The sequence below is a fragment of the Streptomyces aureocirculatus genome (assembly GCF_000720475.1).
Lineage (GTDB): Bacteria > Actinomycetota > Actinomycetes > Streptomycetales > Streptomycetaceae > Streptomyces > Streptomyces aureocirculatus.
Genome location: NZ_JOAP01000007.1, coordinates 176066 through 194048, shown reverse-complemented (window position 1 = coordinate 194048; position 17983 = coordinate 176066). Strand labels below are relative to the sequence as shown.

The 17983-nt window shown below is 71.9% G+C and carries 13 protein-coding genes; all 13 read left to right on the top strand.

The features are described from left to right. The first annotated feature begins 94 nt into the window (after positions 1 to 94). On the top strand, positions 95 to 1510 hold the full coding sequence (locus tag IG78_RS0108910; RefSeq protein ID WP_030560885.1) for an OFA family MFS transporter: 1416 nt from the start codon (positions 95 to 97) through the stop codon (positions 1508 to 1510). Further along, entirely contained in the window at positions 1482 to 1631 is a 150-nt protein-coding gene (locus tag IG78_RS50075) for an MFS transporter small subunit (protein WP_169749680.1), read from the top strand. Before IG78_RS0108910 ends, IG78_RS50075 begins: the two co-directional genes overlap by 29 nt. A gap of 122 nt (positions 1632 to 1753) precedes the next feature. After that, positions 1754 to 2701, top strand: a complete 948-nt coding sequence (locus IG78_RS0108900) for a beta-ketoacyl-ACP synthase III (protein ID WP_030560883.1) — start codon at positions 1754 to 1756, stop codon at positions 2699 to 2701. Positions 2702 to 2805: 104 nt separating this feature from the next. Further along, on the top strand, positions 2806 to 3483 hold the full coding sequence (locus tag IG78_RS0108895) for a GntR family transcriptional regulator (RefSeq protein ID WP_030560880.1): 678 nt from the start codon (positions 2806 to 2808) through the stop codon (positions 3481 to 3483). A 290-nt stretch (positions 3484 to 3773) separates the two neighbouring features. Further along, positions 3774 to 4955, top strand: coding sequence for an ROK family transcriptional regulator (locus tag IG78_RS0108890; RefSeq protein ID WP_030560878.1), 1182 nt, complete (start codon positions 3774 to 3776; stop codon positions 4953 to 4955). A gap of 116 nt (positions 4956 to 5071) precedes the next feature. Next, positions 5072 to 6742 carry a sugar ABC transporter ATP-binding protein gene (locus tag IG78_RS0108885; RefSeq protein WP_404827647.1) on the top strand — a complete coding sequence of 557 codons (1671 nt, stop codon included), beginning with the start codon at positions 5072 to 5074 and terminating at the stop codon, positions 6740 to 6742. Beyond that, positions 6739 to 7758 (top strand): ABC transporter permease, encoded by a 1020-nt coding sequence (locus tag IG78_RS0108880; protein ID WP_030560874.1) that lies wholly within the window; start codon positions 6739 to 6741, stop codon positions 7756 to 7758. Before IG78_RS0108885 ends, IG78_RS0108880 begins: the two co-directional genes overlap by 4 nt. A gap of 84 nt (positions 7759 to 7842) precedes the next feature. Further along, entirely contained in the window at positions 7843 to 8892 is a 1050-nt protein-coding gene (locus IG78_RS0108875; protein WP_030560872.1) for a substrate-binding domain-containing protein, read from the top strand. Between the two features lie 681 nt (positions 8893 to 9573). Beyond that, on the top strand, positions 9574 to 10905 hold the full coding sequence (locus IG78_RS0108870; RefSeq protein ID WP_225881936.1) for a Gfo/Idh/MocA family protein: 1332 nt from the start codon (positions 9574 to 9576) through the stop codon (positions 10903 to 10905). A 12-nt stretch (positions 10906 to 10917) separates the two neighbouring features. Further along, entirely contained in the window at positions 10918 to 11940 is a 1023-nt protein-coding gene (locus IG78_RS0108865; protein ID WP_030560867.1) for a sugar phosphate isomerase/epimerase family protein, read from the top strand. 315 nt (positions 11941 to 12255) lie between these two features. Beyond that, positions 12256 to 14739 carry a PQQ-dependent sugar dehydrogenase gene (locus tag IG78_RS0108860; RefSeq protein ID WP_030560865.1) on the top strand — a complete coding sequence of 828 codons (2484 nt, stop codon included), beginning with the start codon at positions 12256 to 12258 and terminating at the stop codon, positions 14737 to 14739. A gap of 15 nt (positions 14740 to 14754) precedes the next feature. Then, a complete protein-coding gene (locus tag IG78_RS0108855; RefSeq protein WP_030560863.1) occupies positions 14755 to 16221 on the top strand; it encodes a ThuA domain-containing protein in 1467 nt (488 codons plus the stop codon). A gap of 103 nt (positions 16222 to 16324) precedes the next feature. After that, on the top strand, positions 16325 to 17494 hold the full coding sequence (locus IG78_RS0108850; protein WP_051852449.1) for an inositol-3-phosphate synthase: 1170 nt from the start codon (positions 16325 to 16327) through the stop codon (positions 17492 to 17494). Positions 17495 to 17983 lie beyond the last annotated feature (489 nt).

Here is a 17983-nt window from a genome sequence, read left to right as displayed (position 1 = left end):
TACCCCGTTACCCACCCCGTACATCGCATACCGTCGACGAAAATCGTGTCCGACCCCTTCCCAACGGTCGTTCGGATTTCTACCGTTCGGGATCATGAGGCCCCCCGTAGCGCCACCCGGCTGGAGCCGATGGCTCGTACCCCCCGCCGCCCTCTCGGTGCATCTCTCGATCGGCCAGGCCTACGCCTGGAGCGTCTTCAAGCCACCCCTCGAATCCGCCCTCGACCTCAGCGGCACCCAGAGCGCGTTGCCGTTCCAGCTCGGCATCGTGATGCTCGGCCTGTCCGCCGCCTTCGGCGGCACCCTCGTGGAGCGCAACGGTCCGCGCTGGGCGATGTCCGTCGCACTCGTCTGCTTCACCTCCGGTTTCCTGCTCGCCGCGGTCGGCGCCGAGACCCGCCAGTACTGGCTGATCGTGTTCGGCTACGGCTTCGTCGGCGGCATCGGACTCGGCATCGGCTACATCTCCCCGGTGTCCACCCTCATCAAGTGGTTCCCCGACCGCCCCGGCATGGCCACCGGCATCGCGATCATGGGCTTCGGGGGCGGCGCGCTGATCGCCTCGCCGTGGTCGGCGCGGATGCTGGAGTCGTTCGGCGCGGACTCCTCCGGCATCGCGCTCGCGTTCCTGGTGCACGGACTCTCGTACGCCGTGTTCATGGCACTCGGGGTGGTGCTTGTGCGGGTGCCGGGGCCGGAAGGGGCAGCGGAGGTGTCCGGGGCTTCTGGGGTGCCCGGGGCTTCCGGGGTGTCCGGGACCGCCGAGAGGCCCGGGGCTGCCGGGGCGGAGGCCGCGGGGACGTCGAGTGCACCGGCCCCGGGCCCGCAGGTCTCGGCCCGGCAGGCCGTGCGCACTCCGCAGTTCTGGTGCCTGTGGGTGGTCCTCTGCATGAACGTGACCGCGGGCATCGGCATCCTGGAGAAGGCCGCGCCGATGATCACCGACTTCTTCGCGGACACCTCCGCACCCGTCTCGGCGTCGGCTGCCGCGGGCTTCGTCGCGCTGCTCTCGGCCGCGAACATGGCGGGCCGCATCGGCTGGTCGTCCGCGTCCGACCTGGTGGGACGCAAGAACGTGTACCGCCTCTACCTGGGCGCGGGCGCGCTGATGTATCTGCTCATCGCCCTGTTCGGGGACGAGTCGAAACCGCTGTTCGTGGTCTGCGCCCTGGTCGTCCTCTCCTTCTACGGCGGCGGCTTCGCGACGGTCCCCGCCTATCTGAAGGACCTCTTCGGCACCTACCAGGTCGGCGCGATCCACGGGCGGCTGCTCACCGCCTGGTCGCTCGCCGGGGTCCTCGGCCCGCTGATCGTCAACTGGGTGGCCGACCGCCAGGAGGAGGCGGGCAAGCACGGCTCCGACCGCTACGGCGTCTCCCTGTCCATCATGATCGGCCTGCTGGTCATCGGTTTCGTCGCCAACGAGCTGGTACGCCCCGTGCACCCCCGCCACCACGTCCTCGCCCGGAAGGAGCCCGCCGATGACGCCACCGCCTCCCCGGCCCGGTGACCAGGCGTCCCCGCCACGCCGCCGCCCGCTGATCGCCGGGGCCTGGCTGTGGGTGGGAGCGCCCCTCGCCTACGGCCTCTATGAACTCGTACACAAGGCCAAACAGCTCTTCACCGGGTGACACGATGTGGTGAAGCATCCAAACCAGACGCCCCAATACTGTCGCTTCACGTCACCTCGTACCCGTGAGTCGCTGAGCAGACTGGACGGTCACGCACGTCCGGCACCACGAGGGGAACGTCCATGCCCGGCTCACGCATCGCCGCCGTCGGCCATTACCAGCCCGCCAAGGTACTCACCAACGAGGACCTGGCGGACATGGTCGACACCAGCGACGAGTGGATCCGCTCCCGGGTCGGCATCCGCACCCGCCACATCGCGGGGCCCGACGAGCCCGTCGACGAGCTCGCCGCGCACGCCGCCGCCAAGGCGCTCGCCGCCGCGGGCCTGGCGCACACCTCCGTCGACCTCGTCGTGGTCGCCACGTCCACGGCCGTCGACCGCTCGCCCAACATGGCCGCACGGGTGGCCGCCCGCCTCGGCCTCGGCTCGCCCGCCGCGTTGGACGTCAACGTCGTGTGCGCGGGCTTCACGCACGCGCTCGCCACCGCCGACCACGCCCTGCGGGCCGGGGCGGCGGAGCGGGCCCTGGTGATCGGCGCCGACAAGATGTCCGCCGTCGTGGACTGGTCCGACCGCACCACCTGTGTGCTCGTCGGCGACGGCGCGGGCGCGGCGGTCGTGGAGCCGTGCGGGGACGGCGAGGAGGCCGGGATCAGCCCGGTCCTGTGGGGTTCCGTGCCGGAGATGGGGCACGCGGTACGCATCGAGGGGGAGCCGGCGCGGTTCGCGCAGGAGGGCCAGAGCGTCTACCGCTGGGCCACCACCCAGTTGCCGCCGCTGGCCCGCGCGACCTGCGAGCGGGCGGGGCTCGTCCCGGCCGACCTCGCCGCGGTCGTGCTGCACCAGGCGAACCTGCGCATCGTCGAGCCGCTCGCGGAGCGCATCGGCGCCGTGAACGCCGTCATCGCCCGCGACGTCGTCGACTCCGGCAACACCTCGGCCGCGTCCGTGCCGCTCGCCCTGTCCAAGCTGGTGGAGCGGGGAGAGATCAGCAAGGGGGACCCCGTGCTGCTCTTCGGCTTCGGCGGCAATCTGTCGTACGCGGGACAGGTCGTGCGCTGCCCGTGACCCCGATCTCCCCCAACTACCCCTGGCTCTAACCCCAGCGCTCGGTAAACTGTAGACAAAAGCCAATTCAAATCCGGCTGTTGTCGCCCAGGAGGGGGACCGCGATGTTGTCCACAGGACTGCCGCAGGGCACGGTGCCCAAGCTGGAGCGGCCGGGACCGCTGCGCGAGCGGGTCTACGAGGCGCTGCTCGAACTCATCACCACCCGGGCCCTCCGTCCCGGCCAGCACCTGGTGGAGAGCGAGCTGGCCGGTCACCTCGGAGTGTCGCGGCAGCCGGTCCGTGAGGCGTTGCAGCGGCTCAACACCGAGGGATGGGTCGATCTGCGGCCCGCGCAGGGCGCGTTCGTGCACGAGCCGACGGAGGAGGAGGCGGACCAACTGCTCACGGTCCGCACCCTCCTGGAGGCCGAGGCCGCACGGCTCGCCGCCGCGCACGCCGGGACGGCCGGCATCACCGCCCTCGAAGAGCTGTGCGCCAAGGGCGAGTCGGCCGTCGCCGACGGCGACGTCGACCTCGTCGTGGCCACGAACGCGGCGTTCCATGCCAAGGTCATGGAGCTCGCGGGGAACGTCGTCCTCGCCGAACTGGCCGGTCAGGTCGACCGGCGGGTGCGGTGGTACTACACGCCGGTGGCCCGGCAGCGCGGGATCCAGTCGTGGATCGAGCACCGCGAACTCATCGCCGCGATCGTCGCCCGTGACGGGGCGCGGGCGACGGAGGTCATGCGGGCGCACACGGAGCACACGCGCAAGACGTACCACGAACGGGCTCTTTCCTAGCCCGTCCGGCGTTTGAGGACGAGGCGCGAAGCGCCGACAAGGCTGGGGTCCAGGGGGCGCAGCGCCCCTGCCCGCGGCGGAGCCGCTGATTGCCGCAGCGGTGAAGGGGCGGGCCTGGGGCGCCCCGCGAAGGCCCAACCTCCCGCACCTTTGTCCTGTGACTGGAGAAAGTCATGGGTAATTCGCGCTCAACTTCTTCCCAGTCCCGGCACGCGCTGCTACGTTCCCCTCCAAAGCCCAGCGAACACACGGGATTCGGCCGAAGAGGCGGGGAGGGGCGCGTGAGACGCATGACTGCTCGACCCGCCAACGCGCACCAGGCGCGACTACTGCGGCTGTTGCGCGACGGAGGCCCCAACTCCCGGGCCCAACTGGGCGACCAGGTCGACCTCTCCCGGTCCAAGCTGGCCGTGGAGGTGGACCGCCTCCTGGAAACCGGACTAGTGGTGGCCGACGGCCTCGCCGCGTCCCGCGGCGGCCGCCGTTCCCACAACATCCGCCTGGCCCCTGCCCTCCGCTTTCTCGGCGTGGACATCGGCGCGACCTCGATCGACGTCGCCGTCACCAACGCCGAGCTGGAGGTCCTCGGGCACATCAACCAGCCCATGGACGTGCGCGAGGGCCCCGTGGCCGTCTTCGAGCAGGTCCTGGCCATGGCAGCCAAGTTGCGAGCCTCGGGGCTCGCGGAGGGTTTCGACGGCGCCGGCATCGGCGTACCGGGCCCCGTCCGCTTCCCCGAGGGCGTCCCGGTGGCGCCGCCGATCATGCCCGGCTGGGACGGCTTCCCCGTACGGGAGGCGCTCAGCCAGGACCTCGGCTGCCCGGTCATGGTCGACAACGACGTGAACCTGATGGCGATGGGGGAGCAGCACGCGGGCGTGGCCCGCTCCGTGGGCGACTTCCTCTGCGTCAAGATCGGCACCGGCATCGGCTGCGGCATCGTTGTCGGCGGCGACGTGTACCGCGGTACGACCGGCAGCGCCGGTGACATCGGCCACATCCAGGTCGAACCGGACGGCCGCGCCTGCGCCTGCGGCAACAAGGGCTGCCTGGAGGCGTACTTCAGCGGCGCCGCCCTCGCCCGCGACGCCGAGGAGGCCGCCCACCACGGGCGCTCGCCGGAGCTCAGCACCCGCTTCGAGGGCTCGGGACGGCTCACCGCCGTCGACGTCGCGGCGGCCGCGGCCGCGGGCGACGCCACCGCGCTCGACCTGATCCGCGCCGGCGGCAACCGCACCGGCCAGGTCATCGCGGGCCTCGTCAGCTTCTTCAACCCCGGTCTCGTGGTGATCGGCGGCGGTGTCACCGGCCTCGGCCACACACTGCTCGCCGCGATCCGCACCCAGGTCTACCGCCAGTCGCTGCCCCTCGCGACCGGCAACCTCCCCATCGTCCTCGGTGAACTGGGCCCCACCGCCGGAGTCATCGGCGGCGCCCGGCTCATCAGCGACCACCTGTTCTCACCGGCGTAGACCGGCGGAACAGTTGTACGCGTACCCGGCGTCACGCGGCGCCGTGAGTCACCTTGTCATGCCCTGTACAGCCTTGCCCTGCCCTGAACCCGGCCGCACCCCCCGAGGGAACCGTCATGGCACCAGAACCACCCCTGCTCACCATGTCCGGCATCACCAAGTCGTTCCCGGGCGTCCGCGCCCTCGACGGCGTCGACCTGCGCGTCCAGGCCGGTGAGGTGCACTGTCTGCTCGGCCAGAACGGCGCGGGCAAGTCCACGCTCATCAAGGTCCTCGCGGGTGCCCACCAGCCCGACGGCGGCACCATCGCCTGGCGCGGCGACGAGGTCACGCTGCGCTCCCCGATCGCCGCCATGCGCCTCGGCATCGCCACCATCTACCAGGAACTCGACCTGGTGGAGGGCCTGTCCGTCGCCGAGAACGTCTTCCTCGGGCACGAGCCCACGACGGCCGGGTTCGTGGTGCGCGGCCGCGACGCGCGGGCGGCGGCCGGGGCGCTGCTCAAGCGGCTCGGGCACGGCGAGATCGACCCGGCACGGCTCGTCGGCGACCTCTCCGCGGCCCAGCAGCAGATCGTGTCCATGGCACGGGCGCTCTCCCACGAGGTGCGGCTGATCGTCATGGACGAGCCGTCCGCCGCGCTCGACCCCGACGAGGTCGACAACCTCTTCAGGATCGTGGGCGATCTGACGGCCGACGGTGTCGCCGTCGTCTACATCTCGCACCGCCTGGAGGAGATCCGCCGCATCGGCGATCGCGTCACCGTACTCAAGGACGGACGTGCCGTCGCCGTCGGACTGCCCGCGAAGGAGACCCCGACGCGTGCGGTCATCGCGCTGATGACGGGGCGCAACGTCGAGTACGTCTTCCCCGACCGGCCGAAACCCCCCGCGAGGCCGCCCGCGCCTGTCCTCGTCGTACAAGGACTTGCCAGGGAAGGAGAGTTCGAGCCGCTCGACCTCGAACTGCGGCCCGGCGAGATCGTCGGGCTCGCCGGACTCGTCGGATCGGGGCGCTCCGAGATCCTGGAGACCATCTACGGCGCCCGGAAGCCGACGCGGGGCCAAGTCCGCCTGGAGGGCCGGGTGCTGCGGCCCGGCAGCGTGCGGGCGGCCGTGCGCGCCGGTCTTGGGCTCGCCCCCGAGGAGCGCAAGGCGCAGGGCCTGCTGATGCTGGAGTCCGTCACCCGCAACGTGTCGGTGTCCTCCATGTCCCGCTTCTCGTACGGGGGATGGGTGGACCGGGGCAAGGAGCTGCGGGCCGCTCGCGAGGCCACCCGGGAGCTCTCGCTGCGGCCCGACAACCCCGCCGTACCGGTGCGCACCCTCTCCGGCGGCAACCAGCAGAAGGCCGTCCTCGCCCGCTGGCTGCTGCGCGGCTGCCGCGTGCTGCTCCTGGACGAGCCGACGCGCGGCGTCGACGTCGGCGCCCGCGCGGAGCTGTACACCGTCATCCGGCGGCTCGCCGACGAAGGCCTCGCCGTGCTCCTCGTGTCGAGCGAGGTGCCGGAGGTCCTCGGCCTCGCCGACCGCGTCCTCGTCCTGCGCGAAGGCCGTGTCGTGCACACGGCGCCCGCCGAGGACCTCGACGAACACCGCGTACTCGACCTCGTCCTGGCCTCCGGCCGGCACGGGCCCGAGCCCGCGGACCTCGCGAGCACGGGTTCCGCGAGCACGGGTCCCGCGAGCACGGGTCCCGGAACCACGGGCCCCGGAACCACGGACCCCGGAACCACGGACCCCGAGACCACGGACCCCGCGACCACCGAAGGGAGCCCGGCGTCATGACGCAGCCCGCATCGCCCGCCCGGCCCGTCACCGAGAAGAGCGCGCCGGCGGACGGCGACCCGGGCCCGTGGCGGTCCCTGGCCGCCCGGGTCGACGTGCGGACGCTCTCGCTGCTCGGCGTCCTCGCCGCCCTCGTCGTCATCGGCGGCGTCACCGAGCCCGAGGCGTTCCTCGACACCGACAATCTGCAGTTGATCCTCACCCAGGCCTCCGTCATCGGCGTCGTCACCGTCGGCATGACCTTCGTCATCATCTCCGGCGGTATCGACCTGTCGGTCGGCGCGATCGTCGCGCTCGCGTCCGTGTGGGCGACGACGGTGGCCACCCAGGACTACGGCTTCGCGGGCATCCTCTTCACCGCCGTCGTCGTCGGACTCGGCTGCGGCCTGGTGAACGGCCTGCTCATCGCCTACGGCGGCATGGTGCCGTTCATCGCGACGCTCGCCATGCTCGCCTCCGGGCGCGGACTCGCCCTGGAGATCACCGACGGCAAGACGCAGATGGTCACCGTCGACGGCGTCCTGAAGCTCGGCGAGCGCGACTCCTACGTCCTCGGCATCCCGCCGCTCGTCCTCGTCTTCGCCGCCGTCACCGCCGTCGGCTGGCTGCTGCTCAACCGCACCACCTTCGGGCGGCGGTCCGTCGCCGTCGGCGGCAACGCGGAAGCGGCGCGCCTGGCCGGTATCGACGTCCGCAGGCAGCGGCTCTACCTGTATCTGCTGTCCGGCCTGTGCTGCGGTATCGCCGCCTTCCTGCTGATCATCCTGGCCGGGTCGGGCCAGAACACCAACGGCAATCTGTACGAACTCGACGCCATCGCGGCCGCGATCATCGGCGGCACCCTGCTCAGCGGCGGACGCGGCACCATCACCGGCTCCGTGCTCGGCGTCCTGATCTTCACCACGATCACCAACATCTTCGCGCTCAACAACCTGGAGACCGCGGTCCAGCAGATCGCCAAGGGCGCGATCATCGTCGCCGCGGTCCTGGTCCAGCGGCGTTCGGCCACCACCTGAGGCGTACTTACGGCCATCACCTGAGGCGTACTTACGGCCATCACCTGAGGCGTACGTACGGCCATCACCTAAGGGGTTCATGTCATGCCAGAGTTCACGAGCCGCAGAGGACTGCTCTTCGGAGCGGCCGCCGTGTCCGCGGGAGCCGTGCTGACCGGCTGCACCAGCAACGAGTCCAAGGACTCCGAGGGGGACACCTCCGGGGACAACAAGCAGGCCGTCGCCGACGACAAGCCCGGCAAGCGGGTCACCATCGGCTTCGCGGGCCCGCAGGCCGACCACGGCTGGCTCAACGCCATCAACGACAACGCCAAGTCGCGGGCCAAGAAGTACAAGGACGTCACCCTGGAGGCCACCGAGGGCTCCAACGACACCGCCGCGCAGATCGGCCAGGTCGAGACCCTCATCAACAAGAAGGTCGACGTCCTGGTCATCCTGCCCGCCGACGGCAAGGCGCTCACCCAGGTCGGCCTGAAGGCCATGCGGGCCGGGATCCCCGTGGTCAACCTCGACCGGATCTTCGCCTCCGCGCAGGCCTACCGCTGCTGGATCGGCGGCGACAACTACGGCATGGGCCTGAACGCCGGGCACTACATCGGCGAGAAGCTGAAGGACAAGAAGAACGCGAAGGTCGTGGAGCTCGCCGGGCTCGACAACCTGGAGCTGACCAAGCAGCGCACGAAGGGCTTCGACGACGCCCTGAAGAACTACTCGAACATCGAGAAGGTCGCCCGGCAGGCGGCCGAGTTCACCGTCGAGTCCGGGCAGTCGAAGATGTCGCAACTGCTGCAGGCGCAGAAGAACTTCGACGCCCTGTGGAACCACGACGACGACCAGGGCGTGGGTGCCCTGCGCGCCATCAAGCAGGCGGGCCGCGACGACTTCATGATGGTCGGCGGCGCGGGCGCGCTCTCCGCCTTCGAGGAGATCAAGCAGGACCGGGGCGTCCTGAAGGCCACCGTCCTGTACCCGCCGACGATGGCGGCCTCCGCGATCGACCTGGCCCGCGCGCTCGGCCAGGGCAAGGGCATCGGCGGCATGGCCGAGTTCGAGATCCCGGCGTCCCTGACGCTCTACTCGGCCGTCGTCGACAAGGACAACGTCGACCAGTACATGCCCACCGGCTTCAAGTGACCCGGCCCGCCCCGCAGCAGGCACGGGAGCGCTCCCGTGCCGGGCACACCGAGCCGAGCGAGTTGAGTCGACGTGTCGACGAGGAGGAGTTACCGCATGAGTGAGACGGAGCACGAGGACGGTCCTGCGGGCGGGCCCGCGGTCGGCCCGGTGGCTGGGGTTGCGGCCGGGCACGCAGCCGGGGCGGCGGGTGGGCCCCTGGGCGGGTCCGCGGCGGGGTCCGCGGGTCCCGTTGCCGGGGTTGAGGTGGAGCCCGTGGCTGGGTCCGTTGCCGGGGTTGCGGCGGGGTCTGCGGGTCCCGTTGCCGGGGTTGAGGCGGGGCCTGCGGGCCCCGTGGCCGGGGTTGAGGTGGAGCCCGTGGCCGGGTTCGTGGCCGAGGTTGCGGCGGGGTCCGCGGGTGGGTCCGTTGCCGGGGTTGCGGCGGGGCCTGCGGGTGGGTCCGTGGCCGGGGTTGCGGTGGAGTCTGTGGCCGGGTCCGCTGCCGGAACTGTGGCCGGGCCCGCAGCCGGGGCTGCGGTGGAGCCCGCGGGCGGGGCCGCTGCCCGGTCGGTGGGTGCGTCGCCCTCGGCGGGTGACCTCGGCCCCGGCGGTGATCGGGGCCCGGCGGGTGCCCCGCCTTCGCGTGCGGCGGAGGCCGGAGTGCGGCATGCGGAGCCCGGGGCGCGGCAGACGGAGGCCGGAGTGCGGCACGCCGATGCCGGGGCGCGGCCCGGGGGCGCGGGGGTGCGGCAGGCGGTGGGTGTCGGCATGGTCGGCTACGCGTTCATGGGCGCCGCCCACTCCCAGGGGTGGCGGACCGTGGGCCGCGTCTTCGACCTGCCGGTCGACGCACGCCTCGCCGCGGTGTGCGGCCGCGACGGCACCGCCGTGCGCGCCGCCGCCGACCGGCTCGGCTGGGCCTCCGCCGAAACCGACTGGCGCACCCTCATCGCCCGCGACGACATCGACCTCGTCGACATCTGCACCCCCGGCGACAGCCACGCGGAGATCGCCGTCGCCGCCCTCGACGCGGGCAAGCACGTGCTGTGCGAGAAGCCGCTCGCCAACACCGTCGAGGAGGCGGAGGCCATGGCGGCCGCCGCCGCCCGCGCCGCAGCCCGCGGCCAGGTGGCGATGGTCGGCTTCAACTACCGCCGGGTCCCGGCGCTCGCGCTCGCCCGCCGCATGGTCGCCGAGGGGCGCGTCGGCACGCTGCGGCACGTCCGCCTCACCTACCTCCAGGACTGGCTCGTCGACCCCTCCTTCCCGCTGACCTGGCGGCTGCGCAAGGACCGCGCTGGCTCCGGCGCGCTCGGCGACCTCGGCGCGCACATCGTGGACCTCGCGCAGTACCTGACCGGTGAGGGCATCGCGGGCGTCTCGGCCCTGACGGAGACCTTCGTACGCGAACGCCCGCTCCCCGACGCCGGCGCCGGAGCGATCTCCGCGGGCGGCGCCGGGGCGGGGCGGGTACGGACGGAGACCGGGCAGGTCACCGTCGACGACGCGGCCGTCTTCACGGCGCGCTTCCCCTCCGGCGCGCTCGCCTCCTTCGAGGCCACCCGCTTCGCCGCGGGACGCAAGAACGCCCTCCGCGTCGAACTCAACGGCTCCGACGGCTCGCTCGCCTTCGACCTGGAGCGGCTGAACGAACTGTCCTTCCACGACCACACCGAACCCGCCGTCTCGTCCGGCTTCCGCCGCATCCTCGTCACCGAACCAGGCCACCCCTACCTGGAGGCCTGGTGGCCGCCCGGCCACGGACTCGGCTACGAGCACACCTTCGTGCACCAGGCCCGCGACCTGCTCCACGCCGTCGCCACGGGCAGCACGCCCGAGCCCTCCTTCGCGGACGGGCTCTCCGTGCAGCGGGTGCTCGCCGCGGTGGAGGAGAGCGCCGCGAAGAACGCCGTGTACACCCCCGTCGGCACGCCGGCCGGCACTCCCGCCGGTCCGTCCGTCAGCACCCCCGCCCACGCCGGGCCCGCCGCCGACGCCCCCACCGGGCTCGACGCCGGGGCCACGGCAGTCTGAGGAGGCCCCCCGATGCCCCGCTCGTTCACCCTCTTCACCGGCCAGTGGGCGGACCTGCCCCTCGAAGAGGTCTGTGCCCTGGCCCGCGACTTCGGCTACGACGGCCTGGAACTCGCCTGCTGGGGCGACCACTTCGAGGTCGACAAGGCCCTCGCCGACCCCGCGTACGTCCAGGGGCGGCACGCGCTGCTCGACAAGTACGGCCTGAAGTGCTGGGCCGTCTCCAACCACCTGGTCGGCCAGGCGGTCTGCGACGCGATCATCGACGAGCGCCACCAGGCGATCCTGCCGGCCCGCATCTGGGGCGACGGCGACGCGGAGGGCGTACGGCAGCGCGCCGCGGCCGAGATGGCGGACACCGCGCGCGCCGCAGCGAAGTTCGGTGTGGACACCGTCGTCGGCTTCACGGGCTCGTCGATCTGGCACCTGGTGGCGATGTTCCCGCCCGCCCCGGAGGCAATGATCGAGCGGGGCTACGAGGACTTCGCCGAGCGCTGGAACCCGATCCTGGACGTCTTCGACGAGCAGGGCGTCCGGTTCGCCCACGAGGTGCACCCCTCGGAGATCGCGTACGACTACTGGACCACGCACAAGGCCTTGGCGGTCGTCGGCCACCGGCCCGCCTTCGGCCTGAACTTCGACCCCTCCCACTTCGTCTGGCAGGACCTCGACCCCGTCGGCTTCCTGCTCGACTTCAAGGACCGCATCTACCACGTCGACTGCAAGGAGGCCCGGCGCCGTCTCGACGGGCGCAACGGACGGCTCGGCTCCCATCTGCCGTGGGGCGACCCGCGCCGCGGCTGGGACTTCGTCTCGGCGGGACATGGCGACGTCCCTTGGGAGGACGTGTTCCGGATGCTGCGCTCCATCGGCTACGAGGGCCCCGTATCGGTGGAGTGGGAGGACGCGGGGATGGACCGCCTTCAGGGCGCACCGGAAGCCCTGCGGCACCTCAAGGCGTACGACTTCGAGCCACCGACGGCGTCCTTCGACGCGGCGTTCGGCACCGACAAGCAGCTCCCCGGGGGCGAGTAGCTCCGCGGGGGCAGGCAGCTCCCTGGGGGCAGGCAGTTCCCCGGGGCCGGGCAGCTCCCCGGGGACGAGCAGTTTCCCGCGGCGTACCGCGGAGCGCACCGGTGGCGTTCCGCGGTGCCCCGGGTCGCCCGAGCCCGGGTTTGTCCACCCACGGGAAAAAGTCCAACTAAAGCGTTGCGCAAGGTCTTTCCGCCAAGGACAAACCTGGCTACCGTCCCTGATGTGTACAGGACATAGACCCCTCCCGGGGTGACGGCGCACCCCGGGCGCCAGCCACGCACCCCCACAGCGAACGGCCCCCGACCGGAGGACCCCGTGCACAGACTCCGCCCACCCCACCGCAGAGGCCTCGCCCTGCTCACCGGAACCCTGCTCACCGCCGCCACCCTCACCTTCGCCGCGCCCCACGCGGGAGCCCGGACCGAGCCGCAGGCCCGGCCCGAGGCCGCCCCTGGGACCGGCGCGCAGCCGAAGGCCGAGAACTTCCAGCAGGTCACCCTCGCCAAGGGCGAGCCGGAGATGGGCGAGCCCATGACGCTCGCCGTGCTCCCGGACCGCTCGGTCCTGCACACATCCCGCGACGGCACGGTCCGCCTGACGGACGCCGCGGGGGAGACCAAGGTCGCCGGGAAGATCCCGGTCTACACCCACGACGAGGAGGGCCTCCAGGGCATCGCCGTCGACCCGGGCTTCAAGAAGAACCGGGCCGTCTACCTCTACTACGCCCCGCCCCTGAACACTCCCGCGGGCGACGCCCCCAACGAGGGCACGGCGGCCGACTTCAAGAAGTTCGACGGCGTGAACCGACTGTCCCGCTTCGTCCTGAAGGCCGACGGCACCCTGGACACGGCCGGCGAGAAGAAGGTCCTCGACGTCCCGGCGAGCCGCGGCATCTGCTGCCACGTCGGCGGCGACATCGACTTCGACAAGGCGGGCAACCTCTATCTGTCGACGGGCGACGACTCCAACCCCTTCGCCTCCGACGGCTTCACCCCCATCGACGAGCGCCCGGACCGCAACCCGGCGTACGACGCCCAGCGCACCTCCGCCAACACCAACGACCTGCGCGGAAAGATCCTGCGCATCAAGGTGAAGCCGGACGGCTCGTACTCCGTGCCCCGGGGCAACCTCTTCGCCAAGGGCACCAAGAAGACCCGCCCCGAGATCTACGCCATGGGCTTCCGCAACCCCTTCAGGATGAGCGTCGACAAGCCCACCGGCATCGTGTACGTCGGCGACTACGGCCCCGACGCGGGCGCGGCCGACCCCAAGCGCGGCCCTGCGGGCCAGGTCGAGTTCGCCCGCGTCACCAAGCCAGGCAACTACGGCTGGCCGTACTGCACCGGCAAGAACGACGCGTACGTGGACTACGACTTCGCCACCAGGACCTCCGGCCCGGCCTTCGACTGCGCCGCACCGAAGAACACCTCGCCGCACAACACCGGCAGGGCCGACCTGCCCGCCGCGCAGCCCGCCTGGATCCCCTACGACGGCGGATCCGTCCCCGAGTTCGGCACCGGCTCGGAGTCGCCGATGGGCGGCCCGGTCTACCGCTACGACGCGCAGCTCGACTCCCCGGTCAAGTTCCCGCAGGCCTACGACGGGAACTTCTTCGCCGGTGAGTTCGGCCGCCGCTGGATCAAGCGCATCGACCAGGGCGTCGACGGCACCGTGAAGTCCGTCAACGCCTTCCCCTGGGCGGGCACGCAGGTCATGGACATGGAATTCGGCCCGGACGGCGCGCTGTACGTCCTCGACTACGGCACCGGCTACTTCAACGGCGACCAGAACTCCGCCCTGTACCGCATCGAGAACGCCACCGGCGGGCACTCTCCGGTCGTGGAGGCATCGGCATCCGTGACCAGTGGCCAAGCCCCCCTTCAGACCCAGTTCACGGCCAAGGGGACGGACGCCGACGGCGACGCCCTGACGTACGCCTGGGACTTCGGCGACGGCGCCACATCCACCCAGCAGAACCCCGCGCACACCTACGACGAGAACGGCACGTACACCGCGACCGTCACCGCCAAGGACCCCTCCGGGCGCACCGGCACCTCCAGCGCCCACATCACCGTCGGCAACACCGCTCCCACCGTCAAGCTGGAACTCCCCGGCGACGGGCAGTTGTTCACCTTCGGCGACAAGGTGCCCTTCAAGGTCACAGTGAGCGACCCCGAGGACGGGGCCGTCGACTGCTCCAAGGTCAAGGTCACCCACATCCTCGGCCACGACAGCCACGGCCACCCGGTCACCACCGCCAACGGCTGTGAAGGCACCTTGCAGACGTCCGCGGACGGCGAGCACGACCCGAACGCGAACATCTTCGGGGTCTTCGACGCCGAGTACACCGACAAGGGCGCGAACGGACAGCCCGCGCTGACCACCCACGACCAGAGCGTCACCCAGACCCGGCACCGCCAGGGCGAGCACTACGGCGACTCCAAAGGCGTGTCGATCATCAACCACACCCCGGCGCACGGCGGCAGGACCGTTGGTGACATCCACAACGGCGACTGGGTCTCCTTCAAGCCCTACATCCTGAGCAATGCCACGAAGCTGACCGCACGCGTCGCCTCCGCGGGCTCCGGCGGCACCCTCGAGGTGCGCAGCGGCTCCGCCGAAGGACCGCTGCTCGGCAGCGCGAAGGTCGACCCCACCGGGTCGTGGGAGACGTACACGGACGTCAGCACCGCCATCACCGGAGCACCCGCCGGGACGACGACGCTGTTCCTCGTCTTCAAGGGAGAGGGCACGGGCGCGCTCTACGACGTCGACGACTTCACCTTCACCACAAGCTGAGAAAGGGGGCACCCCATGCGCGCACGAGCACGTCTGATCACCGCGACGGCGGCCGCAGCCCTGCTGATCGGCTGCGTGTCGGGGCCGGCCGCGTCCGATCCCGACTCCACACCTCCGGCCGGTGAGCGCGACCGGGGCGGTGAGCGTGACCGGAGTGGTGACCGTGACCGGGGTGGCGAGCGTGACCGGGGTGGTGAGCGTGACCGGGGTGGTGAACGGGTCCTGGTCTTCTCCAAGACCGCCGGTTTCCGCCACGACTCCATCCCCGAGGGCATCGCCGCCGTACGGGACCTCGGCGCGGCCCACGGCTTCACGGTCGACGCGACCGAGAACGCCGCCGCCTTCACCACCAAGAACCTCGCCCGCTACGACGCCGTCATCTGGCTCTCTACCACCGGCGACGTCCTGAACGGCAAGCAGCAGTCCGCCTTCGAGCAGTACATCCGCGCGGGCGGCGGCTACGTCGGCGTGCACGCCGCCGCCGACACCGAGTACGACTGGCCCTTCTACGGCCGCCTCGCCGGCGCCTACTTCCAGTCGCATCCCGCGATACAGGCCGCCGACGTCGAGGTCGAGGACCACGCGCACCCCGCCACCGCCCACCTCGGCCCTGTGTGGGAACGCACCGACGAGTGGTACAACTACCGCTCCAACCCGCGCGACCGTGCCCGCGTCCTCGCCTCCCTCGACGAGTCCTCCTACAGCGGTGGCTCGATGGGCGGCGACCATCCGATCGCCTGGTGCCAGGGCGCCGTCGACGGCACCCCCGGCCGCTCCTTCTACACCGGCGGCGGCCACACCAAGGAGTCCTTCACCGACCCCGCCTTCCGCCGTCACCTCGGGGGCGGCATCCGCTACGCGATGGGCACGGCCCAGGCCGACTGCCGCCCCGAACAGGGCTACAAGCCGCTGTTCGACGGCAGCACGCAGTCCCTCGCGCGGTGGCGGCAGGCAGGGCCGGGTTCCTTCGCACGCAAGGACGACGGGACCATCACCTCCGTGGGAGGCATGGGCCTGCTCTGGTACGCACCCGAGCAGTTCGGCGCGTACTCCCTGAAGCTCGACTGGAAGATGACCGGCACCGACAAGGACGACAACTCCGGGATCTTCGTGGGCTTCCCACCGTCGGACGACCCCTGGACGGCGGTGAACAACGGCTACGAGATCCAGATCGACGCCACCGACGTCCCCGAGAAGACCACCGGCTCGGTCTACGGCTTCAAGTCCGCCGACCTCGCCGCCCGCGACCGGGCCCTGAACCCGCCGGGGGAGTGGAACACCTATGAACTGCGCGTCGAGGGCGAGCGCCTGCGGATCTGGCTCAACGGCGTGCAGATCAACGACTTCACCAACACCGATCCGGCGCGGAGCCTGCGGGACGGCCACATCGGCATCCAGAACCACGGTGCCGACGACCAGGTCACCTTCCGCGACATCCGGGTGAAGGAACTGGCCGCCGCCGAGGAGGCGGACGGCCGATAGACGGCGGTGGGCGGAGGACGCCGGACCTCCGCCCACCGTCTTGCCCGCCGTGCACCCCGGCGCGCGGGTGACGACCGTATGTGCGTGACGACAGGAGGCAGCCGTGTCCACCGAGTCCCCTTCCGCTACCGAGGGCCCGAACGTTTCCGGCGCAGGACCCACCGGGGTGTGGCTGATCGGAGCGCGCGGCTCCGTCGCCACGACGGCCGTCGCGGGCTGCGCGGCGATGTCGGCGGGACTGCACCCGCCGACCGGCCTTGTCACCGAGACCCCGCCCTTCTCCGGCACCGGAATCCCGGCGCTCTCCTCCCTCGTCTTCGGCGGGCACGACACCCTGGAGTGCCCGCTGCCCAAACGCGCCGAACAGCTCGCCGCCGGCGGCGTACTGCCACACGGGCTGCCCGCCGCCGTGCGCGCCGAACTGGCCGCCGCAGACACCGAGATCCGCACCGGCGGCCCACTGCCCGGCGACACCCGCGGCGACGACGAACTCATCGCCGCCTTCGCCGCCGAGATCCTCGACTTCGCCCACCGCCACCACCTCGCCCGCGTGGTCGTCATCAACGTCGCCTCCACCGAACCCACCCCCTTCCCCGGCCTCGACGACCGGCTGCCACCCAGCTCCCTCTACGCCGCCGCCGCCCTGCGCGCCGGCGCGCCCTACGCCAACTTCACGCCCTCCGCGGGGCTGCACCACCCCGCCCTCGCAGCCCTCGCCGCCGACGCCCCACTGCCGTTCGCCGGACGCGACGGCAAGACCGGCCAGACCCTGCTGCGCTCCGTGCTGGGGCCGATGTTCGCCCAGCGCGCCCTGGCCGTCCGCGCCTGGTCCGGCACCAACCTCCTGGGCGGCGGTGACGGCGCCGCCCTCGCCGACCCCGCCGCGGCCGCCGCCAAGAACGCCGGCAAGGAACGCGTCCTCGCCGACACCCTCGGCGCCGCCCCCGAGGGTGAGGTCCACATCGACGACGTCCCCGCACTCGGCGACTGGAAGACCGCCTGGGACCACATCGCCTTCGACGGCTTCCTCGGCACCCGCATGACCCTCCAGACCACCTGGCAGGGCTGCGACTCGGCGCTCGCCGCCCCCCTGATCCTCGACCTGGCCCGCCTCCTCGCCCGCGCCCACGAAACCGGCCTCACCGGCCCCCGCCCCGAACTGGCCTTCTACTTCAAGGACCCCGACCCAGCCGCCTCCTCCGCCCTACCCGACCAACACCACACCCTCCTCACCTTCGCCACCCGCCTCCGGGACCGGGGGGTGGGGGCATGAGGGGGGACGGGCCCGGGGTGACGGGGGCTGACCTCGGCCTGGCGGGACCTGGTCTCGGGCTGCGGGGGCCTGGCCTCGGGTTGGCGGGGCCTGGCGTCGGGTTGGCGGGGCCTGGCGTCGGGTTGGCGGGACCTGGCCTCCGGTTGGCGGGACCTGGTCTCGGGCTGCGGGGGCCTGGCCTCGGGTTGGCGGGGCCTGGCCTCAAGCTGCGGGGGTCGCGCCTCGGGCTGGCGGGGGTCGCCCTCGCGCGGGCGGCGACCGGGTGCCTGCCTGCGCCTGTGCCTGTGCCCGCGTCACAGGGCGCCGTGCCACGGGCCACCGCGCCACGTGCCGCCGTGCCACGGGCCACCGCGCCACGTGCCGCCGTGCCGCCGTCCGCCGTGCCGTTGGCTTCCGCGTCGCCGTCCGTTGAGCCGCCTTCCGTCGTGCTATTGGCTTCCGCGTCGCCGACCACCGCACCGTTGGCTGCCGTGTCGCCGTCCGCCGTGC